The organism is Luteimonas sp. A501 (assembly GCF_054052085.1).
Map to the genome: position 1 here is coordinate 1,133,223 of NZ_JBSVRI010000001.1, position 20,091 is coordinate 1,153,313.

Here is a 20,091-nt window from a genome sequence, read left to right on the forward strand (position 1 = left end):
AACTTGGGTGCGGACTTGGAAAAATGGCTCACGGCGAACTCCGCCCTGGTGGGCATGGGTGATGGGATGGATCGGCCACGCGAGCGGGCCGGCCCCTGAATTTACGCCTGCACTCCCGTTGTCGGGGGTGCAGAAGGTCATGGCGGGTCATAGCGGGCATGGCTGCCGCCATCGATCATGCTCCTCCCACATTCATCTTTCTGCCGTATGATGGCGGGGTTGGCGCACGGCAGTCCGTTATCCGGTCATTGCCCAGCCGCGGTCGCCCCAGGCGGCCCGGCCCTTTAACTCCCGCACGTCTCTCGTCGCGCAGACACGGCCCCGGACATCTCCGGTGGCCGTCAAAATTATTGTCCGCCGCGCGGTTCACGGAAAGCGCCGGGCAAGCTGCGAACCAGGAGTTCAAATCCATGTCCGATACCCGGACCTTCGAGACCCTCGGGCTCTCGTCCGCGCTGCTGCGCGCGCTCGATACGAGCGGCTACACCATTCCCACCCCGATCCAGGAGCAGGCCATCCCGCTCGTGCTGGCCGGGCATGACGTGCTCGGCGCCGCCCAGACCGGCACCGGCAAGACCGCCGCGTTCGGCCTGCCGATGCTGCAGCGGCTGGCGAAGGAAACCCCGCCCAAGGGCCCGCGCAAGCCGCGCGCGCTGATCCTGGTGCCGACCCGCGAGCTCGCGGTGCAGGTCGCCGAAAGCATCAAGGACTACGGCCGCCACCTGCGCCTGAACGTCACCACCATCTTCGGCGGTGCCGGCATGCAGCCGCAGATCGACAACCTGCGCCGCGGCGTCGACATCCTCGTCGCCTGCCCGGGGCGCCTGCTCGACCATATGGAGAATGGCCACGCCAAGCTCGACGCAGTCGAGGTGCTGGTGCTTGACGAGGCCGACCGCATGCTCGACATGGGCTTCCTGCCGTCGATCAAGCGGATCATCGGGCGGGTGCCCAAGCAGCGGCAGACGCTGCTGTTCTCGGCCACCTTCGAGCCGCGCATCAAGGCGCTTGCGCTGGACTACATGCAGTCGCCCAAGCAGGTCGAAGTGGCGAACCGCACCAGCATCGCCGACACCATCGTGCATCGCGCGCACCCGGTCGATTCCGGGAGCAAGCGCGACCTGCTGATCGACATCCTCGCCGCCCGCCACACCGATCGGGTGCTGGTGTTCGGCAAGACCAAGCACGGCTGCAACCGCCTGGCCGAGCAGCTCGAGACCGCCGGCCTGCCGGCCGTCGCGATCCACGGCAACAAGAGCCAGGCGCAGCGGCAGAAGGCGCTGGACGCGTTCAAGGCCGGGCGTGCCCGGATCCTGGTCGCGACCGACGTCGCCGCGCGCGGCCTGGACATCCCCAACCTGCCGCTGGTGATCAACCACGACCTGCCGATGGTGGCCGAGGACTACGTGCACCGCATCGGCCGCACCGGCCGTGCCGGCGCGACCGGCGAGGCGCTGTCGCTGGTGTCGCCGGAGGAGGGCGGGCTGCTGAACCAGATCCAGAAGATGCTCAAGGCCGAGATCCAGATGGATGTGGTGCCCGGCTATGAGCCGAGCCGGCCGATCCGGCTGGATGCGCCGATGCCGCCTCAGGGTGGTCGCGGCCAGCGCCAGGGCGCGCCGCGTCCCGGCGGCCAGCGTCCGCCGCGGGCCCCGGGCGCCAAGCCCGGCTACCGCCAGGGTGGCCATGGCAAGGCGCAGCCGGCGATGGCGCATGCCCACGCCGGGCCGAAGGCACCGGGCACCCGCGGACGCGGCGGGCGTGGCCACGGCGGCAGCAGGAGCGGCTCCAGCGCCTGAGCGCGCTAACCGCCGCCGAGGTCGCGGACCAGGCGGAAGCCGAGATCGTCGAAGCCACGCTCGGCTTCGTGGGCCTCGGGGCCGGCGGCGCCTTCGTTGCGCCAGCCGGCACCGCTGACCACGCGCTGCGCGCAGCTGCCGCTGCAGTCGATGTTCCATTCCGAGATGCGGCGGTCGCCAGCGGTTGTCGGCAGGCGGCTCCATTCCGATGCGGTGGCCAGGCGATACGCCAGGCCATCGCGCTTGCCGAGCCACGCCGCATAGGCGCTGGCGTCGTCCCACGACACGCAGACCACGGGGTCGGCTCCGCGCTGGTCGAACCCGGGCGAGCGCCAGTTGCGCGGCGCAAGCATGCGCAAAAGCGATGCCCGCTCGCGACAGCGCGCGGGCTCTCGACGCGTTGCGTCGGCGAAGGCCGCGTACTCATCGCGGCTGACCAGGCGGCGCATCGCGCCCACGCGGATGCCACCCTGTTGCACCAGGACCATGTCGATACCGGGCCCGCCCAGGCGTTCGCCCGGGATGGGAATGGCTCGTGCGCGCTTCTCCAGCGCAGCGAGCGCCGGGGCTTCCAGGCCCATGCGGCGCGCGGCTTCGACCGCGTCGAGGCCGGCGGCCCGATCGAAATCGGCCGCGGCGTGCTCCACCCGCGCAGCGACCACCTTGTCCATGCCCTGTTTGGCCTTGCGCAAGGCCGGACCGTCCGCGCGCGCGGTCCGCGACGCCAGCTGGCTCGCCTGCATGATGCTGGTGCGGGCCGGGTCGGTGCGGCCTGATGCGAAGTCGCGTGCGGCCCTTTCGCCCAGGGTGGTGATCATGGCGTCGATCGCCGGCGCCAGGCGGAGGTGGTTGGGGTCGGCCTGCCAGGCATCGAGCAGGCTGGTGTAGGCGTTGTCGCCCGCGGGCGACGTCAGCTTGCCGGCGCGCAGCTGCCGCTCGGCAAGGACCAGGAAGCGCTCGGCTTCGGACGCGGGTGCGGCGCGCAGGAGTGCATCGTCGGGATTGCCCAGCAGCGTTGCCGGGCGGCGGGCCGGCACCGGATTGCCGGCGGTGGCGGCATCGCCTGTCGCGTTGGCGCGATAGAAGCCGGGCGAGTCGCTGCGATGCTCGAAGTACAGCCCGGCGCCGAGGCTGCCCACGGCCAGCAGGCCGGCAGCCGCCCATGCGCGGGCGGGCAGGGCGCCGAGCCGGGCGCCGAGATCGCGAAGCAGGCCGCCAGCACCGCGTCGCTCCGCGGCTGGAACGCGATCCAGCGCGGCCAGCATCTGTGCCGCGTCGGAGAACCGGTGTCCCGCCGACTTGGCCAGCGCGCGGTCGATGAACGGTTGCCAATGGCGCAATCCGCGCGGCAGGCGCGGGATCGGATCCTGCACGTGCATCACCGCCATCGACAGCGCGTCGGCGGCGTTGTAGGGCAGGGCCCCGAGCAGCATCTCCCAGGCCAGCACGCCGACGCTGTAGAGGTCGGCGCGGGCATCCACGCCTTCGCCGCGCGCCTGTTCGGGCGGCATGTAGGCGGTGCTGCCCACGGCCAGGCCGGCGGTGGTCACGCGCGAGCCGTAGCCGCGCCGCAGGGCGATGCCGAAGTCGGCCAGGAGGGGCCGGCCGGTGTCGTCGAAGAGAACGTTCTCGGCCTTGACGTCGCGGTGCACGATGCCGCGCGAGTGCGCGTACTGCAGCGCCGACAGCAGGCTGCGCAGGATCTCGCGCGTCGCGGCTTCGTCGCCGCGCAGGTCGCGCTGCCCCAGGTGGCCGCGGGCCAGGTAGGGCATGGAGTAATAGGGCAGCCCGTCGCGGGTGCGGCCGACGTCATGGATGCCGACGATGTTGGGATGGTCGAGGCGGGCGATGGTGCGGGCTTCGTTCTCGAAGCGGCGCCGGCTGACTTCATCGCCGAGCGCTTCGGGCAGCATCACCTTGATCGCCACCTCGCGGTTGAGCGAAAGTTGCTCGCCAACATAGATCGTCGACATGCCGCCGGCGCCGACTACCCGGTTGATCCGGTAGCCGGCAATGTCGGGCAACGGCGTGTCCGCGCTGCGTGTCCTGTCGTGCATGTCCCGACCCCCCTCAGGCGTGGACGAGGATAGCGCCCCCGCGTCGGGATGTGATGAACGCCGGTGCGACGCCGGTCACGGGCCTGCGTCGGAGGGTTGGCTGGCCGGCTTGCGGCGGACGTAGACCTGCTTGCGCACCGCGGCGACGACATCTCCGTCCGCGTCGCGCACTTGGGTGTCGAACCAGTGCAGGTACTTGGCTCCGGTCGCGGTGGCGGTGCGCATCGCGTCGAGCACCTCATCGCCGAGATCGAAGCCGGCATGCACGGTGCCGCGGCCGGGCTTGAGGAAGCGGATCTCGGCGGCCTGGTCCCAGACGTAATAGTCACGCCCCAGCGAACGCATGGTCAGCAGCATCCAGAACGGATCGGTCATCGCGAACAGGCTGCCGCCGAAGTGGGTGCCGACGTAGTTGCGGTTGTACCAGCGCTGGCGCAGCTCCACGTGGGCGTGGCGGAAGTCGTCGCTGATCGCGGTGATGCGGATGCCGGCGAACAGGAACGGTGGCCACGCGTTCATGCCGCGGCGCAGGGTCGATGCGCGCACGCTCAGGACAGCAGCAGTGCCGACATCTGCCTGCGGTAGCGCGAGACCAGCCCGGGGTCGTCGATCACCCGGAAGGCTTCGATCAGCGCCTTGCGCGGCAGGCCGTCGTCGAAGTCGCGGTCGTGGCGCAGCATGGCCATGAATTCCTCCAGCGCGGCCTCGTGGCGGCCGGCGACCATGTGATGGGCACCAAGGAGGTGGCGCGCGCGCAGGTCCGCGGGATCGGCGGCGAGCGCGGCCTCGAGCACGGCTGCCTGGGGTGCGTCGCGGAGCAGGGCGGCGAAGCCCAGCGCGGCACGCGCGCGCAGGGCACGGTCGTCGGTGGCGAGGTTGGCCGGCAGCCCGTCGAGCAGCGGGCCGGCCTCGGCGGTGGCGCCGGTGGCAAGCAGGGCGACGGCCAGGTCGAGCTTGAGGCCGTCATTGTCCGGCGCGGCCTCGACTTCGCGACGCAGGCGCTGGACTTCCGCCTGCGGGTCGACGGGCGCGACGGGTTCCGCATCGGCCGCGGCATCGGCATCCGCCGGGGCGTCGGCGGGCACGATGCCGTGGCGGGCGAGGAACTCGCGCAGCTCGCCTTCGGGCAGCGCGCCGGGGAAGCCGTCGACCGGCTGCCCGTCCTTGACCAGGATGATGGTCGGGATCGAGCGGATCTGGAACGCGCCGGCAAGCTGCTGCTCGCTCTCGACGTCGACCTTGGCCAGCAGGAAGGCACCGTTGTAGTCGGCGGCGAGCTTTTCCAGCACCGGACCGAGGGTCTTGCACGGCCCACACCATTCCGCCCAGAAGTCGATCAGGACCGGCGTCTGCAGCGAACGATCGAGGACTTCGGCTTCGAAGTTGTCGGTGGTGACATCGAGGACGTGGGGTTTGGCGTGTTCGGGGGACATTGCGCGATCCGGTATGCGATGAACCGGAGATTGTGCCAGCGCTTGCCGATTGCAAGCCCGGGAGGCGAGGATGCCGGGCCTTGCCAGGAGCCCGCGTGCGCATGATCGAAGCAGTGGAAGCATCCCGGGCACCGGGGACCAGGGCGCGATGTGCGGCGGGCTTTGCCGCGGGCATCTGCTTCGCGCTGGCGCTCGCGGGCTTCGGTGCCGCGCTCACCGGCTACGGGCAACTGCACTATCCGGTGGCACTGCTGGGAGCTGCCGGCGTTCCGCGTGCGACCGCGTTCAACCTGCTTGGATTCCTGTTTCCCGGGTTGCTGGCGGCGTTCGTCGCCCTGCATCGTCGCGGCGGGCTGCCGCCTTCGGCACCGCTGTCTGCGCGCCTGGGCTGGACAATGGCGCTGTTCGCAGCGCTGGCGTTCGCGGCACAGGGCCTGTTGCCGCTTGATGGCTCCGCGCCCGATGCCGGCCGGGGCCGCCTGCACGGCGTGGCCTGGGGACTGTGGGGCATCGCATTCGCGGCGGCGGCGACGGCGCTGTCCATGGCGGCGTTGCGGATGTGCAGATGGCGTGCGGCCGCCGGCCATTTCATCGCGGGCGCCCTCGTTTTCAGCCTGGCGTGGCTTGCCGCCGACCTGGTGCCGGCGCCCTTGGCGCAGCGCGCGGCGTTCGCCTGCTGGTTCGCATGGATCGCCTGCGTCGGCCTTGCCGGATCCGGCGGCGCATGGCGGTGGCATCGTCCACTGCGGTAGGCTTGACGGCCCTGTTTTGCTGGCGCCCGACGTGTCCGAAACTCCCGCTGCGACCGACCCGACCTCCTACCGTCCCGCCGACGTCGAACGCGCGGCCCAGGGCTTCTGGGAGCGTACGCGCGCGTTCGAAGCAACCGAGGACCCGGGCCGGCCGAAGTATTTCTGCCTGGCGATGCTGCCGTACCCGTCCGGCGCGCTGCACATGGGGCACGTCCGCAACTACACCATCAGCGACGTCATCAGCCGCCACAAGCGCATGGGCGGCTTCAACGTGCTGCAGCCGATGGGCTGGGACGCCTTCGGCCTGCCGGCTGAAAACGCCGCGATCAGGAACCGCACCGCACCGGCGAAGTGGACCTACGCCAACATCGACCACATGCGCGGGCAGCTGAAGATGCTGGGCTACGCGATCGACTGGTCGCGCGAGTTCGCCACCTGCAGCCCGGACTACTACGTCCACGAACAGCGCATGTTTACCCGACTGATGAAAAAGGGCCTCGCCTACCGCCGCAATGCGGTGGTGAACTGGGATCCGATCGACCAAACCGTGCTTGCCAACGAGCAGGTGATCGACGGCCGCGGCTGGCGCTCCGGCGCGCTGGTGGAAAAGCGCGAGATCCCGCAGTGGTTCCTGCGCATCACCGACTATGCCCAGGAGCTGCTGGACGGGCTGGACACGCTCGACGGCTGGCCGGACTCGGTCAGGACCATGCAGCGCAACTGGATCGGCCGCAGCGAGGGCCTGGAAATCCAGTTCAGGGTCGATGGCGAAGACGAGCCGCTGACCGTCTACACCACGCGCCCGGACACGCTGATGGGCGTGACCTTCATCAGCATCGCGGCCGAACATCCGCTGGCGCTCAAGGCGGCGGACAAAAACGCGGAGCTCGCGGCCTTCATCGACGAGCTGCGCAAGGGCGGCGTCTCCGAGGCCGAGGTCGAGACCCAGGACAAGCGCGGCATGGCGACCGGCCAGTGGGCGATCCATCCGCTCACCGGCGAGGACGTGCCGGTCTACGTCGCCAACTTCGTGCTGATGGGCTACGGCACCGGCGCGGTCATGGCGGTGCCCGCGCACGACCAGCGCGACTGGGAGTTCGCCAAGATCCATGGGCTGCCGGTGCGGCCGGTGGTCGTGCCGCCGGGCGTGGCCGACGCGCTGCGCGAGGTCAGCAGCGACGTCGCGCACGATGTCGATCCCTTCCAGGCGGCGCTGGCCGGCGGAACGGTCGACGCCTACGACACCTCGGCGGCGGTAGCCGTGGTCCGCGACTATTTCGAATCGATCCGCAGCGGGGGCGCGTACACCGATCGCGGCATCCTGGTTGCCTCGGGCGAGTACAGCGGCATGGATTTCGACGCCGCCTTCGATGCGCTGGCCGCGCGTTTCGACGCCGACGGCAACGGCCGGCGCCGGGTCAATTTCCGCCTGCGCGACTGGGGCGTGAGCCGCCAGCGATACTGGGGCTGCCCGATCCCTGTGGTGTACTGCGACGGCTGTGGCGCGGTGCCCGTGCCCGACGACCAGCTGCCGGTGATCCTGCCGGAAGACGTCGAGGACGCCTTTGCATCCGGGACCGTGCAGTCGCCGATCAAGGCCGATCCCGAGTGGCGCAAAACGACGTGCCCGGAGTGCGGCGGCAAGGCCGAGCGCGAGACCGACACCTTCGACACCTTCATGGAGTCGAGCTGGTACTACGCACGCTACACATCACCGGGCGCGGCCGACATGGTCGACGCGCGCGCGAAGTACTGGACGCCGGTCGACCAGTACATCGGCGGCGTCGAGCACGCGATCCTGCACCTGCTGTATTTCCGCTTCTACCACAAGCTGCTGCGCGACCAGGGCCTGGTGGACAGCGACGAACCGGCGGTGAACCTGCTCACCCAGGGCATGGTGGTGGCCGACACCTACTACCGCGAGGACGCCAACGGCGCCAGGGAGTGGTTCAACCCCGCCGATGTCGACGTCGAGCGCGACGAGCGCGGTCGCATCAGCGGCGCGCATCTCGCCGCTGACGGCCAGCCGGTGCGCGTGGGCGGCATCGAGAAGATGTCGAAGTCGAAGAACAACGGTGTCGACCCGCAGTCGATGGTCGACAAATACGGTGCCGACACCGTGCGCCTGTTCTCGATGTTCGCCTCGCCGCCGACGCTGTCGCTGGAGTGGAACGAGGCCGGCGTCGAAGGCATGTCGCGCTTCCTGCGGCGCGTCTGGCGCCTGGTCCAGGAGCATGCGGCAACGCTCGCGGCCGCGCCCCCCCTTTCCCTGTCCGCGGGCGACCTCACCTCCGAACAGAAAACCCTCCGCCGCCACCTGCACGAGACCATCCAGAAGGTGGGCGACGACTATGGCCGCCGCCACAGCTTCAACACCGCCATCGCGGCGCTGATGGAAATGCTGAACCACCTGGTGAAGTTCAACGACGCCAGCGAGGCGGGCCGCGCTGTTCGCCACGAAGTGCTTGAAGCGATGGTGCTGATGCTGAACCCGGTGACGCCACACACCTGCCACGCGCTGTGGCAGCTGCTGGGCCACGCCGAGCAGGTGGTTGACGCTGTCCCGTTCCCGGTCGTCGACCCGGAGGCACTGGCGCGCGACGCGATGACGCTGGCGGTGCAGGTCAACGGCAAGCTGCGCGGCACGATCGAGGTCGCCGCCGATGCCGCGCGCGATGCCATCGAGGCCCGTGCACTGGCCGAGCCGGGCGTGGTGAAGGTGCTCGAGGGCCTCACCGTGCGCAAGGTGATCGTGGTGCCGGGCAAGATCGTGAACATCGTCGCCGGCTGAGTTCAGTCGCCGTCGCAGGGCGCGCTGGTCAAGGTGCGCCGGGCCAGCGGCTTGCCCGCGTTCGACACCAGGGTGGCGGTCAGCCCGTCGCTCGCCCATGCGCCGGTGTCGGCTTCGCCCACGTGGGTGGTGGCCCGGCGCCAGCTCTCCATGGGCTTGCCCGGGCCGTTGACCATCAGCGATGCCGGCGGCCGCGCCGTGGCACGCCTGGCTGCCCGGGGCGCCGGGATTGTTGATAAGCAGACGCCGCGTCGTTCACACTGCGGCACTATGAAACGACTCCGCACGTTGCTTGCCGTCGCCCTGGTCCTGCTGCTGCCGGCCTGCGGCTTCCATCTCCGCGAACCGCTGCAGTTGCCGCCGGAGCTCACTGGCGTGCAGGTGACGGCGCGCAACCCCTACAGCCCCCTGCGGCAGTCGCTCACGCGCACGCTCGAGCGCGCCGGCTTCGATGTCTCCGAGCGCGCGGGCGAGGGTATTGCACGGCTTCAGATCCATTCCGAGCGCTGGGAGTCGCAGGCGATCAGCGTCGACCAGTTCGGCCGCGCCCAAGAGTTCACCCTGCGCTATGCGGCCGTGTTCAGTCTGCTGGATGGCGACGGTGAGGAACTGGTGCCGGAGCAGGTGATCGAGCTGTCGCGGGACTACGTGTCCCTTCCGGCGAATTCCTCGGGCTCGGAAAGCGAGCGCGAGATGCTGTCGCGCGAGATGGAGCGCGAGATGGCGGCCGCCGTGCTGCGCCGGATCGATGCGGTGAACCGCGCGCAGCAGCAGGACCAGGTGCCGATGCCGGTGCCGCCGGCCGGCGGCTGAGCGGCCACGCCCGGCAATGGCTCGCGACCTGAGTCCCGAACAGCTGGCCGGTGGCCTTTCCCGCGGCCCATTGGCACCCGTGTACCTGGTTGCCGGCGCAGAACCCTTGCGCGTGCTGGAGTGTGCCGACGCGATCCGCGCCGAGGCTCGCGCGCAGGGCTATGCCGAGCGCGAAGTGTTCGAGGTCGAGACGCGCGACATCGACTGGGACGGTCTCGAGGCCAGCCTGCGTGCGCCCAGCCTGTTTTCGTCGCGTCGACTGATCGAGGTCCGCCTGCCGACGGCGAAGCCGGGCAAGCGCGGCGCGGACGTGATCGCCGGCTACTGCGCCGCGCCGCCGCCCGACACCTGCATGCTCGTCACCGGCGGTGAGTGGAGCGGCAAGCACGGGGGCAAGTGGAGCCAGGCGATCGCCGCGGCCGGCGCGGTCGCGGTGGCCTGGCCGGTGAAGCCGCATGAACTGCAGGGCTGGCTTGAAGCGCGCCTGCGCCGTCAGGGCGTGCGCGCCGACCGTGGAGCGGTGCAACTGCTGCTGGAACGCGTGGAAGGCAACCTGCTTGCGGCCGCCCAGGAAATCGACAAGCTGGCCCTGGTTGCCGGCGACGACACCCTGGACGCGGCGCGGATGCAGGCCCTGGTGGCCGACGCCGCGCGCTACGACGTGTTCCGGCTGGTCGATTCCGCGCTCAACGGCGAGGGCGTGCACGTGCTGCGCATGCTGGCCGGGCTGCGCGCCGAGGGCGCCGCCGTGCCTGCGCTGATGGGCATGGTGGTGATGGAGCTGCAGCGTGCGGCGGCGCTTGCGCGGGTCAAGGCGCGCGGCGGCAACCTGGGGTCCGAGTTCAAGGCCCAGCGTATCTGGGATTCAAAGGAGGCCGCCTACCGCCGCGCCCTGGATCGCCACCCGGCCGCGCGCTGGGAGCGCTTCGTCGCGATGGCGGGCGAAGTGGACCGGGTCGCCAAGGGCCGCGGCGACGGCGACGAGTGGCTGATGCTGGAACGGCTGCTGCTTGCGGTCGCCGATCCGCGCGCGGTTCCGCTGCTGGTGGCATGAACCTGCTGGCCTGCTACGGCGGCAGCTTCGACCCGGTCCATCTCGGCCATATCGCAGTGGCGCTTGCGGTGCGTGACGGTCTCGGGGCCGAGGTCGCGCTGGTGCCGGCCGCTGATCCGCCGCACAAGGACGCGACCCACGCCACGGCCGCCCAGCGCGTGCGGATGCTCGAACTGGCCATCGCCGGCAAGCCTGCGCTGCGCGTGGATGGGCGCGAGCTTGACCGCGAGGGCCCGTCGTACACCGTCGACACCCTGCGCCTGCTGCGGGCGGAGCAGGGCCCGCATCGCCCGATCGCCTGGGTGGTGGGTGGCGACTCCCTGCTGCAGCTTGACCGCTGGCACCGCTGGCGGGAAATCTTCGCCCACGGCCACGTGCTGGCGGTCGCGCGCCCCGGCTCGCCGCTGGGCGAAGACGAGATCGCCGCGCGCGCGCCTGCGGTTGAGCGCCAGCTGGGCTTCCGGCGCAGGCCCGTCGCGGCGCTGGCGCGATCCCCCGCGGGTGGCTTCGCGACGCTTGAACTGCCCCGCCTGCGCCCCGAGTCCTCGACCGGCGTTCGGCGGCTGATCGACGATGACGGGGACTGGGAGCCTATGTTGCCGCCGGCGGTGGCCGGATTCATCCGCGAACACCGCCTGTATGGATACGGGGCCGCGACGCCTCCTTCGCTATAATCCACGTCCCCGCCAACGAGCCACCGTCCCTTGTCCAGCCAAGCGCAAGTCATCAAGACCAGCCTCCCCAGCCCGCCGCCGTCCGTGGATGTCCTGCTGTCCACGGTCCTGGAGGCCGTTGCCGAACTGAAGGCGGTGGATGTCACCGAGATCGACGTGCGCGGCAAGACCAGCGTGTGCGACTACATGGTGGTCGCCTCCGGCACGTCGACCCGCCATGTGAAATCGATCGCAGATGAAGTGGTGAAGTTCGCCAAGCGCCTCGGCTGCCAGCCGCTGGGCGTGGAGGGCGAGCGCGAAGCCGAATGGGTGCTGGTCGACCTCGGCGACGTCGTGGCGCACATCATGCTGCCGCGGGTGCGCGAGTTCTATGCGCTGGAGCGGCTGTGGACGGTTGGCGACGAGCCGCCGGGTGGCGGCGATGATGGCGACGAGTTCGACCATCTCCGCGGCCAGGGCCGCAACCCCGGCCGCGACGACGGCTGAGGCCGGTGAAGGCGCGCCTGGTCGCCGTGGGCGAACGCCCGCCGGGCTGGGTCGCGGAAGGTTTCGCCGAATATCGCAAGCGGCTGTCGCACTGGCTGCCGCTTGAGCTCGTGGAAGTCGCCCCCGGCCTGCGCGGCAGGGGCCGCGACGCCGTGCGCGCCACCCATGATGAAGGCCAGCGCGTGCTGGCGGCGCTGCCGCGTGACGTGCACGTGGTCGCGCTGGATGGCCGCGGCCGCGCCTGGGATTCGGAAGCGCTTTCGACGCGACTGGAACACTGGCGCGGGCAGGGCCGCGACCTCGCGTTCCTGGTCGGCGGGCCCGAAGGCCACGCCGACGACGTGTTGGCCCGCGCCGACGAATCCTGGTCGCTGGGTCCGCTGACCCTGCCGCACATGCTGGTGCGGCTGGTGCTGGCCGAGCAGCTGTACCGCGCCGCGGCGCTGCTCGCCAACCATCCCTACCACCGGGCCTAGGCCCGGGTCGCGCTCAGCCGCGGTCGAGCCTGAAGTCGATGGGGACCAGGCCGATCGCCTGTACTGCGTGGCCGTCGCGCATCGCCGGCTGGAAGCGCCAATGCCGCTGCACGTGGCGGCGCGCGGCCTCGTCCAGCTGGCGATGGCCGCTGCCTTGCTGCACTGCGACCCGCAGCGGCCGGCCATCGACGTCCACCAGGACCTGCAGCATCACCGTGCCCTGCAGCCCCGCGCGCAGCGCCTCGCGCGGGTAGGGCGGTGCGCTGGCCTCGGCATAGGCCAGGCGCATGCCGGTCAGCGGGCCGGACGCCGGCGGTGCGATGTCGGCACCGCCGTGCTCCAGCGGCGGGGCCGGATCGGCGGCGATGGTTCCGCCATCGACCAGCGGGGGCGCGACCGGGGCCGGGTCGGGCGCGACCACGCGTTGCGCGGGAGCGGTCGGCGTGGATGGGACGACCGGACGCTCCACCGGCACGATCTCCGGCGGTGGGGGCGGCGGCACCGGCCTGGCCTCGAACCACTCGGTCTCGAGGCCGCGCGGCGCCGCGGGTTCGGAGGTGGGCCGGGACAGCGGGACCAGCATCAACAACAGCAGCGCACCGTTGAGCAGCAGCGTGCCGGACACCCCGGCGATGCGCACCGGATCGGGCCGGCTGGCGGCATGCGGCTCGTGGCGCGCATGCGGGACGGACGACGGACTGCGGACTTCGGGCTGCAGGACCATGGACCACCTCCTCGTTGTACCGGCACGGTGCCGGTTGCACGGGGGCCAACGCGCGGCCGGCGGCCGCGGGGTTGTCAGCGCCCCAGTTCGAACACTACCTCCAGATTGACTCCCAGGGTGTTCTCGCCCGTCGCCACCGGGGTCGACTCCGCGTCCATGGCCACCCTCGCGCGCATGGCATACATCGGCCGCGGCTGCGGGATGCTGCCGCCTTCGCTGATGCTCACGATGCGGCGCACGCGCAGGTCCAGCGCCTTGGCATACATGTCGGCACGGGCGCGGGCGAGTTCGAGCGCCTTGCGCCGCGCCTCGTCGTAGACCACCTCTGGCTGGTCGATGTCGAAGCTGGGGCCGTTGACGTTGTTGGCGCCGCTGGCCACCAGGGCATCAAGCACTTCGCCAAGCTTGGCGATGTCGCGCACCGTCAGGTTCACCGTGTTGCTGGCGTTGTAACCGGAGATCCGCGGCTCTTCGTTCTCGACGTGCCGGTAGCTCGGATGGATGTTGATGCCGGAGGTCTGGATGTCCTTTTCGGCCACGCCCGCGGCGCGGATCGCAGCCATCACCCGCGACATCTGCGCGGCGTTCTCGCGCATCGCCGTATTGGCGTCGGCGGCCTGGGTGACCACGCCGGCCGAGGCAGTGGCGATGTCGGGCGCGCGGCTGGATTCGCCGCGGGCCGAAACCGAGAGCAGGGTGCCGTCGCTGCTGGCTCCGGCGTAGGTGGCTTGCGCGGACGCGGTCATGGCAAGGCTCCCGAAGGCAAGGGCGGTGGCAAGGGCGGCGGCGGATGCCGTACGCAGGATGGCTGGGCTCATGTGGATCTCCGGAAGCGATGGAAACAGGGTCGAGGCGTGGGAGTGAACGGGTCGTGAGCCGGAACGGGGTTGCGGCCGCGGCGCGCCGGCTGGCCGCATCCCCGGCACGGTATCCTTCCGGGATGCTCCACCTTGCCTCCAAATCACCCCGCCGACGCGAACTGCTGGCGCGCCTGGGACTCGACTTCGGCGTGCTCGACGTCGACGTGCCGGAGGAGCGTGCGCCCGGCGAATTGGCGGAAGGCTATGTCGCCCGCGTTGCCCGCGACAAGGCCGGCGCCGGGCTGCTGCGCGTGGTCGCGGTTCCTGGCGCGGTGGTGCTGGGCTCGGATACCGAAGTGGTGCTCGACGACGAAGTGTTCGGCAAGCCTGCCGATGCAGCCGCGGCCGAGGCCATGCTGCGCCGCCTGTCGGGCCGCACGCACCGGGTGCTGACCGCCGTGTCGCTGGTGTCCGCCGGGCGCGAGGCACGGGTGATGGTGGCCAGCGAGGTCGCCTTCGCGCCGCTGTCAGACGATGACATTGCCGACTACGTCGCCAGCGGCGAGCCCATGGGCCGCGCCGGTGCCTATGCCATCCAGGGCGGCGCCGAGCGCTTCGTCAGCCGCCTGGCCGGCAGCTATTCCGGGGTGATGGGCCTGCCCTTGCACGAGACCGCCGCGCTGCTGCGCGAATTCGGCATCCACGCGTGCACGCCGCGCGCGGATGGCGGCACATGAGCGAGGAGATCCTGGTCAACGTGACCCCGCGCGAGACCCGAGTGGCGGTGGTCGAGAACGGAATGCTCCAGGAGCTGCACATCGAGCGCGGCTGGAGCCGCGGGGTGGTCGGCAACATCTACAAGGGCCGCGTGCAGCGGGTGATGCCGGGCATGCAGGCGGCGTTCGTCGACGTCGGCCTGGAGCGCGCGGCCTTCCTGCATGCCAACGACGTGCTGCGGCCCGGCCGCGCCGAGGGCCTCACCGTGGAAGAACCCGGCCCGGGTCCCGCGCAGCCGGCGCCGCAGGCCACCCCGCCGATCAGCGAGCTGCTTCGCGACGGCCAGGAAGTCGTGGTGCAGGTGGTGAAGGATCCGATCGGCGGCAAGGGTGCGCGCCTGACCACACAGATCAGCATTCCTTCGCGCTACCTGGTGTTGCTGCCGCAGTCGCGGGTGATCGGCGTCTCGGCGCGGATCGAGGATGAAGCCGAACGCGCGCGCTTGAAGTCACTGGTCGGTGAACGCGCACTCGTGAACGGCCACGGCTACATCGTGCGCACGAACGCGGAAGGCCAGCCGGCCGAAGCGCTGGCCGAAGACATCGCCTACCTGGCGCGTGCCTGGGCGCTGGTCGAGCGCGGCGTCGCCGGGGCCCGCGTGGGTGCCTGCGTCTACGAGGACCTGACCTTGCCGATGCGCGCGGTGCGCGACCTGATGCGCCGCGACGTGGAAAAGGTGAAGGTGGATTCGCGCGAGACCTGCGACCGGCTGAAGGCCTTCGCCGCGCAGTACATGCCGGAGCTGGCCGAGAAGATCGAGCATTACAGCGGCGCCCGCCCGGTGTTCGACCTGTACGGGGTGGAAGACGAGATCGGCCGCGCGCTGGAAAACGAAGTGCCGCTGAAGTCCGGTGGCTACCTGGTGATCGACCAGACCGAGGCGATGACCACGGTGGACGTCAACACCGGTTCGTTCCTGGGCCAACGCAACCTCGAGGAGACGGTGTACCGCACCAACCTGGAGGCCGCGCAGGCGGTGGCGCGCCAGCTCAGGCTGCGCAACCTGGGCGGCATCATCATCATCGACTTCATCGACATGACCGATCCCGAGCATCGCCGCCAGGTGCTGCGCACGCTGGAGAAGTCGCTGGCGCCGGATCATGCCAGGACCACGGTCTACGACTTTTCGCCGCTGGGCCTGGTGGAGATGACGCGCAAGCGCACGGTCGAAAGCCTGGAGCGCCAGCTCAGCGAGACCTGCCACGAGTGCGGCGGCCGCGGGATGCTCAAAACCGCGGAAACGGTCACCTACGAGGTGTTCCGCGAGATCGTGCGCGCGGTGCGCCAGTTCGACGCCGAGCGCCTGCTGGTGATCGCCTCGCCCAAGGTGGTGGTGCGGATCACCGAAGAGGAGTCGGCCGCGGTGGCCGAGCTCGAGGAGTTCCTCGGCAAGAGCATCCGCTTCCAGGCCGACGAGCAGTACCTGCAGGAGCAGTTCGATGTCGTGCTGCTCTGAGCCCCGCGCACGGCGCGCAGGCCGCTGATGCCCGGCCGGCTCCGCCGCGGCCTGCGTCGCGCGCGGCGCGGCGCCTGGTATGTGTCCGCCGTCGGCCTGGTGCTGATGGCGCTGGGCGCCGGCCTCACCAGCCAGCTGCTGCCGCTGGCCGAACGCCATCCCGACCGGATCGCGGAGTGGCTAGGCAAGCGTGCCGGGCGGCCGGTGTCATTCGACGGCCTGGAGACGGCGTGGACGCGGCGCGGCCCGCTGCTGCGCCTGGACGGACTGCGCATCGGCGAGGGGCCCGACGCGATCCCGGTCGGCGAGGCCGAAGTGCTGGTGGCGCAGTACGCCGGCCTGCTGCCCGGGCGTTCGTTCACCGAGCTGCGCCTGCGCGGGCTCGAGCTCAGGCTGGAACGCAGCGACGACGGTCGCTGGCAGGTGCGTGGGCTGCCCGGCGAAGCGCAGTCCGACGGCGATCCGTTTGCCGCCCTGGAAGGCCTGGGCGAACTGCAGGTGGTGGACGGGGTGCTGGAGGTGTCGGCGCCGGGCCTGGGGATTGCATCGCGCCTGGGCGAGGTCGACCTGCGCCTGCGCGTGGACGGCAACCGTGTGCGCGCTGCGGCGCGCGCCTGGATGCGCCCGGGGGTATCGCCCCTGGACATCACCGCCGAGCTTGATCGCGACAGCGGCGATGCACGCGCCTGGATGGCGCTGCGCCGTGCGGACTTGTCGGCATGGTCGGAACTGCGCGCCGGCGGCATTGGTCCGGTGTCGGGCTCGGGCCGGATCCAGGCCTGGGCGCGCCTGCGCGGCTATCGCGTGGAGTCGTTGACGCTGCGCGCAGGGCTCGAGGGGCTGCGCCTGGATGGTGGCGGCGATGCCGGCGACCCGCGGCGCGAGGTGGGCATCGGGCCGCTCGATATCGACGCGCGCTGGACCGCGCTGGACGGCGGCTGGCGCCTCGATGCGCCGCGGCTGCGCCTGGGCAAAGGCGGGCAGGAGCAAATGCTCGACGGGCTGCTGCTGGCGGGCGGCGCGCGCCGCGCGCTGGTCGCCGATCGCGTCGATGCCGGGGCATTGCTGTCGTTGGCGCCGCTGCTGCCGTCGATGCCGTCCCCGCTCGTGGACTGGCTGCGCGAGGCGCGGCCGGCAGGCGTCCTGCATGAGGTGGACGTGGCCGGCGAGGCGGGCGGCGCGCTGCGCGCAAGCGCGCGCATCGAGGGGGTCGGGTTCCTGCCACGCGGCGGCGCACCCGGCGTGTCCGGGCTGGCCGGCAGCGTCCGCGGCGATGCAGCCGGGCTGGTCTTCACTTCCGATCCGGAGGCGACGGTGCATGTCGACTGGCCGATGGGCTTTGGTCCGCCGCCGCATGCGATCCGGCTGCGCGGCGAGGTGGCGGCCTGGGCTGCCGACGGTGGGTGGCAGGTGCACACCGCCGCGCTGCGGATCGATGGTCAGGGCTATGGCGCCGACGTCCGCGGAGGCCTGGCGTTCGAAGGTGATGGAACCCGGCCGCGCATCGACCTGGCCGCCGACATCGACGCTGCACGCGTACCGGTGGCCAAGCGCTTCTGGGTCCGCCACATCATGCCCGCGGCGGCGGTGGACTGGCTGGACTCCGCCCTGGTCGACGGCCGCGTGCTCGATGGTCGCGCAGTGGTGTCGGGCGACCTTGATGACTGGCCATTCGACTCCGCGGACGGCTTGGCCGGGCGCGGGCTGTTCCACGCATCGGGCAGGCTCGAGGACGCCGTGGTCCGCTTCGATCCCGACTGGCCAGCCGCGGAGGCGCTCGCGGGGCGCGTGGACTTCATCGCCAATGGCTTCACGCTCGAAGGCAGCGCGGAGCTTGGGGGCGTGCCCATGGAATCGCTGCGCGCCGGCATCGCCGATTTCGGACAGGCGCCGCTGCGGCTGTCGGCCGAATTCGCGTCGGACGCGGCACCCGTTCTGGCGCTGCTCCGTGCCAGTCCGCTCCGCGAGGGGCGCGAGGAGCTGCTGGACGCGCTTGATGTTTCGGGGCCGCTGAGCGCCACCTACGCCATGACGCTTCCACTGGGTGATGGCGACGGTGGGGACGGATTGCAGGTGTCCGGCCGGGTGGCGCTGGCCGGCGCGAAGCTCGCGGAAACGCGATGGGAAATCGCCTTCGACGATGTCCACGGCGAGGCCCGCTACGATGAGTCGGGCTTCGCTGCCGATGGCCTCCGGGTGCGTCGCGAGGGCCAGCCGGGCCGCCTGTCGCTGCGTGCGGGCCAGCCGCATGTGCGCGACCATGCAATGGCCTTCGAGGCCGAGCTTGAGGCGAGCGTGGCGTCGTCCGAACTCGCCGCGCGCGCGCCGGAGCTGGCGTGGCTGGGCGCGCACATGGACGGACGCTCTTCGTGGACGGTGGCCCTGGGCCTGCCCGGGGACGCCGGCAGCGATGGCGCCGGCGGCAGGCTGCAGCTGCGCTCGGACCTGGTGGGGACGCGGCTCACGCTGCCCCGGCCGCTGGACAAGCCGGCCACCCGGCCGCTGGCCACGCGCATCGAGCTGACCCTGCCGATGGGCGAGGACGACATCGACGTAGTGCTGGGTGACCGTGTCGCACTGCGCGCGCGCAGCCGCGCCGGGCGCACGGGCGTACTTGCGGTGCTTGGCCGCGATCGCGTCGACGCGGCGCCGCCCGATTCGGGCATCCGGATCGAGGGCCGCACGCCGATGCTTGATGCGATGGAATGGGCGGGGATGTTCAGCGGCGGCGGCCAGGGCGGCACCGATGGCCTCGCGCTGCGCGGGATCGACCTGGTCGCCGGCAGGCTGCAGCTGCTGGGCGCGAGCTTTCCGGAGACCCGCGTGGTGGCGCGGCCGGAGCGCGGGGCCACCGCGGTCCGGTTCGATGGCGAGGCACTGGCCGGCAGCCTGCGCATCCCGCATGCCGAGGGCGCGGTGCTGTCGGGCCATCTGCAGCGGCTGTACTGGCGCAGCGCCGACGGAGCGGAGCGGACTGCAGGCACCGCCGGGCCCCGCGACCGGCGGTCAGGCGCGGCGGATCCCGATGGCGCGCTTGCTGCAGATGCCGACATCGACCCTGCAACCATCCCGCCACTGGCGCTTGTGATCGACGAACTGCGGGTTGCGAAGGCATCGCTCGGCAAGCTGGACCTGCGCACGCGCCCGATCGCCAACGGCCTGCAGGTCGAGTCGCTGCAGCTGCGTGCACCAGAACAATCGATCGATATCGAAGGCGCCTGGACCGGCCGCGGCGCCCAGGCGTGGACCCGGGTGCAGGTGGCCGTGGACAGCGGCGATTTCGGCGCCCTGCTTGACGGCTTCGGCTTGGCCGGGCGCATGGACGGCGGCAACGGCACGGCGCGCTTCGAGGGTTCCTGGTCCGGTTCGCCGGCGGGCTTCAGGATAGGCGGGCTCGAAGGCCGTCTTGCGCTCACGATCAAGGATGGACGCCTGGTGGAGGTCGAACCCGGTGCGGGCAGGGTCCTGGGCCTGCTGAGCGTTGCCGAGTTGCCGCGGCGGCTGATGCTTGATTTCCGCGACTTCTTCTCGCGCGGCTTCGCCTTCAACCGCATCGGCGGCGGCGTCGAGTTCGCCGATGGAATGGCGCGCGGCGACGAGCTGGTGATCGAGGGGCCTGCCGCCGAGATCCGCATCGGCGGCAGCGCCGACCTGCGCGCGCAGGCCTATGACCAGGTGATCGACGTGTTCCCGCGCACCGGCAGCCTGCTCACCGCGGTCGGCGCGATCACCGCCGGCCCGGTCGGTGCCGCGGTGGGTGCCGTGGCCAACGTCGTGCTCGAAAAGCCGCTTGGCCGCATGGGCGCGCGCCGATACCACGTCACCGGGCCATGGAAGGATCCGAAGGTCGTGGTCGAGGGCCGGGAGATGCCGGCGCCAGCGGAGGATGCACCCGTGCCCGGGCCGGAGCCTGCGCCCGGGCCGGAGCCTGCGCCCGGGCCGGCCGATGACCCGCGGCCTTGATCCGCGGGCCAGCGCCCGCACGTCTATGTGATGACT

17 protein-coding genes are annotated in these 20,091 nt (G+C 71.2%); 11 read left to right on the forward strand and 6 right to left on the reverse strand.

The window, feature by feature from the left end:
* Window positions 1-410 precede the first annotated feature (410 nt).
* Window positions 411-1,799: a DEAD/DEAH box helicase gene (locus tag ACW7G5_RS05170; RefSeq protein ID WP_457002383.1), complete on the forward strand. Its 1,389-nt coding sequence runs from the start codon at window positions 411-413 to the stop codon at window positions 1,797-1,799.
* 5 nt (window positions 1,800-1,804) lie between these two features.
* Here ACW7G5_RS05170 and ACW7G5_RS05175 read toward each other — a convergent pair whose 3' ends face one another.
* From ACW7G5_RS05175 to trxA, 3 genes are all read right to left on the reverse strand, one after another.
* Window positions 1,805-3,856, reverse strand: a complete 2,052-nt coding sequence (locus tag ACW7G5_RS05175) for a bifunctional serine/threonine-protein kinase/formylglycine-generating enzyme family protein (RefSeq protein WP_457002385.1) — start codon at window positions 3,854-3,856, stop codon at window positions 1,805-1,807.
* Between the two features lie 75 nt (window positions 3,857-3,931).
* Window positions 3,932-4,402: a DUF4442 domain-containing protein gene (locus tag ACW7G5_RS05180; RefSeq protein ID WP_457002386.1), complete on the reverse strand. Its 471-nt coding sequence runs from the start codon at window positions 4,400-4,402 to the stop codon at window positions 3,932-3,934.
* Between the two features lie 2 nt (window positions 4,403-4,404).
* On the reverse strand, window positions 4,405-5,289 hold the full coding sequence (trxA, locus tag ACW7G5_RS05185) for a thioredoxin (RefSeq protein WP_457002388.1): 885 nt from the start codon (window positions 5,287-5,289) through the stop codon (window positions 4,405-4,407).
* Window positions 5,290-5,390: 101 nt separating this feature from the next.
* On the opposite strand from trxA, the gene ACW7G5_RS05190 reads away from it, so the two are divergent.
* Both ACW7G5_RS05190 and leuS read left to right on the forward strand, forming a co-directional pair.
* A complete protein-coding gene (locus tag ACW7G5_RS05190; RefSeq protein WP_457002389.1) occupies window positions 5,391-6,041 on the forward strand; it encodes a DUF998 domain-containing protein in 651 nt (216 codons plus the stop codon).
* Between the two features lie 31 nt (window positions 6,042-6,072).
* On the forward strand, window positions 6,073-8,832 hold the full coding sequence (leuS, locus tag ACW7G5_RS05195; protein WP_457002391.1) for a leucine--tRNA ligase: 2,760 nt from the start codon (window positions 6,073-6,075) through the stop codon (window positions 8,830-8,832).
* Between the two features lie 2 nt (window positions 8,833-8,834).
* On the opposite strand, the gene ACW7G5_RS05200 is transcribed toward leuS, so the two are convergent.
* Entirely contained in the window at window positions 8,835-9,008 is a 174-nt protein-coding gene (locus ACW7G5_RS05200) for a hypothetical protein (RefSeq protein ID WP_457002393.1), read from the reverse strand.
* A gap of 94 nt (window positions 9,009-9,102) precedes the next feature.
* Here ACW7G5_RS05200 and ACW7G5_RS05205 point away from each other — a divergent pair, with 94 nt between their 5' ends.
* Genes ACW7G5_RS05205 through rlmH form a run of 5 tightly spaced genes read left to right on the forward strand, consistent with a single transcriptional unit; the run spans window position 9,103 to window position 12,335 of the window.
* A complete protein-coding gene (locus ACW7G5_RS05205) occupies window positions 9,103-9,645 on the forward strand; it encodes an LPS-assembly lipoprotein LptE (RefSeq protein WP_457002395.1) in 543 nt (180 codons plus the stop codon).
* A 16-nt stretch (window positions 9,646-9,661) separates the two neighbouring features.
* A complete protein-coding gene (holA, locus tag ACW7G5_RS05210) occupies window positions 9,662-10,699 on the forward strand; it encodes a DNA polymerase III subunit delta (protein WP_457002397.1) in 1,038 nt (345 codons plus the stop codon).
* Complete coding sequence (nadD, locus tag ACW7G5_RS05215; RefSeq protein WP_457002399.1) at window positions 10,696-11,373, forward strand: nicotinate-nucleotide adenylyltransferase; 678 nt, start codon at window positions 10,696-10,698, stop codon at window positions 11,371-11,373. The genes holA and nadD overlap by 4 nt, the downstream gene beginning before the upstream one ends.
* A 30-nt stretch (window positions 11,374-11,403) precedes the next feature.
* Window positions 11,404-11,859, forward strand: a complete 456-nt coding sequence (gene rsfS, locus ACW7G5_RS05220) for a ribosome silencing factor (RefSeq protein WP_457002401.1) — start codon at window positions 11,404-11,406, stop codon at window positions 11,857-11,859.
* 5 nt (window positions 11,860-11,864) lie between these two features.
* Entirely contained in the window at window positions 11,865-12,335 is a 471-nt protein-coding gene (rlmH, locus tag ACW7G5_RS05225) for a 23S rRNA (pseudouridine(1915)-N(3))-methyltransferase RlmH (RefSeq protein WP_457002403.1), read from the forward strand.
* A 13-nt stretch (window positions 12,336-12,348) separates the two neighbouring features.
* Here rlmH and ACW7G5_RS05230 read toward each other — a convergent pair whose 3' ends face one another.
* Both ACW7G5_RS05230 and ACW7G5_RS05235 read right to left on the reverse strand, forming a co-directional pair.
* Window positions 12,349-13,059, reverse strand: a complete 711-nt coding sequence (locus ACW7G5_RS05230) for an energy transducer TonB (protein ID WP_457002404.1) — start codon at window positions 13,057-13,059, stop codon at window positions 12,349-12,351.
* Window positions 13,060-13,133: 74 nt separating this feature from the next.
* The gene (locus ACW7G5_RS05235) at window positions 13,134-13,877 is read right to left on the reverse strand and encodes an SIMPL domain-containing protein (protein ID WP_457002405.1); all 744 of its coding nucleotides are present in this window, start codon (window positions 13,875-13,877) and stop codon (window positions 13,134-13,136) included.
* A 122-nt stretch (window positions 13,878-13,999) separates the two neighbouring features.
* On the opposite strand from ACW7G5_RS05235, the gene ACW7G5_RS05240 reads away from it, so the two are divergent.
* The 3 genes from ACW7G5_RS05240 to ACW7G5_RS05250 are packed head-to-tail and all read left to right on the forward strand — an operon-like array spanning window position 14,000 to window position 20,055.
* The gene (locus ACW7G5_RS05240) at window positions 14,000-14,596 is read left to right on the forward strand and encodes a Maf family protein (RefSeq protein WP_457002407.1); all 597 of its coding nucleotides are present in this window, start codon (window positions 14,000-14,002) and stop codon (window positions 14,594-14,596) included.
* Window positions 14,593-16,092, forward strand: coding sequence for a ribonuclease G (gene rng, locus ACW7G5_RS05245; protein ID WP_457002409.1), 1,500 nt, complete (start codon window positions 14,593-14,595; stop codon window positions 16,090-16,092). The genes ACW7G5_RS05240 and rng overlap by 4 nt, the downstream gene beginning before the upstream one ends.
* Window positions 16,093-16,119: 27 nt before the next feature.
* The gene (locus ACW7G5_RS05250) at window positions 16,120-20,055 is read left to right on the forward strand and encodes a YhdP family protein (protein WP_457002411.1); all 3,936 of its coding nucleotides are present in this window, start codon (window positions 16,120-16,122) and stop codon (window positions 20,053-20,055) included.
* Window positions 20,056-20,091 lie beyond the last annotated feature (36 nt).

Coding starts and splice junctions, on each gene's coding strand:
- ACW7G5_RS05240 (WP_457002407.1), top strand. CDS start 14,000: ATGCTCCACCTTGCCTCCAAATCACCCCGCCGACGCGAACTGCTGGCG.
- ACW7G5_RS05205 (WP_457002395.1), top strand. CDS start 9,103: ATGAAACGACTCCGCACGTTGCTTGCCGTCGCCCTGGTCCTGCTGCTG.
- ACW7G5_RS05175 (WP_457002385.1), bottom strand. CDS start 3,856: ATGCACGACAGGACACGCAGCGCGGACACGCCGTTGCCCGACATTGCC.
- rng (WP_457002409.1), top strand. CDS start 14,593: ATGAGCGAGGAGATCCTGGTCAACGTGACCCCGCGCGAGACCCGAGTG.
- ACW7G5_RS05170 (WP_457002383.1), top strand. CDS start 411: ATGTCCGATACCCGGACCTTCGAGACCCTCGGGCTCTCGTCCGCGCTG.
- ACW7G5_RS05230 (WP_457002404.1), bottom strand. CDS start 13,059: ATGGTCCTGCAGCCCGAAGTCCGCAGTCCGTCGTCCGTCCCGCATGCG.
- trxA (WP_457002388.1), bottom strand. CDS start 5,289: ATGTCCCCCGAACACGCCAAACCCCACGTCCTCGATGTCACCACCGAC.
- ACW7G5_RS05190 (WP_457002389.1), top strand. CDS start 5,391: ATGATCGAAGCAGTGGAAGCATCCCGGGCACCGGGGACCAGGGCGCGA.
- ACW7G5_RS05250 (WP_457002411.1), top strand. CDS start 16,120: ATGCCCGGCCGGCTCCGCCGCGGCCTGCGTCGCGCGCGGCGCGGCGCC.
- nadD (WP_457002399.1), top strand. CDS start 10,696: ATGAACCTGCTGGCCTGCTACGGCGGCAGCTTCGACCCGGTCCATCTC.
- ACW7G5_RS05235 (WP_457002405.1), bottom strand. CDS start 13,877: ATGAGCCCAGCCATCCTGCGTACGGCATCCGCCGCCGCCCTTGCCACC.
- holA (WP_457002397.1), top strand. CDS start 9,662: ATGGCTCGCGACCTGAGTCCCGAACAGCTGGCCGGTGGCCTTTCCCGC.
- ACW7G5_RS05200 (WP_457002393.1), bottom strand. CDS start 9,008: ATGGTCAACGGCCCGGGCAAGCCCATGGAGAGCTGGCGCCGGGCCACC.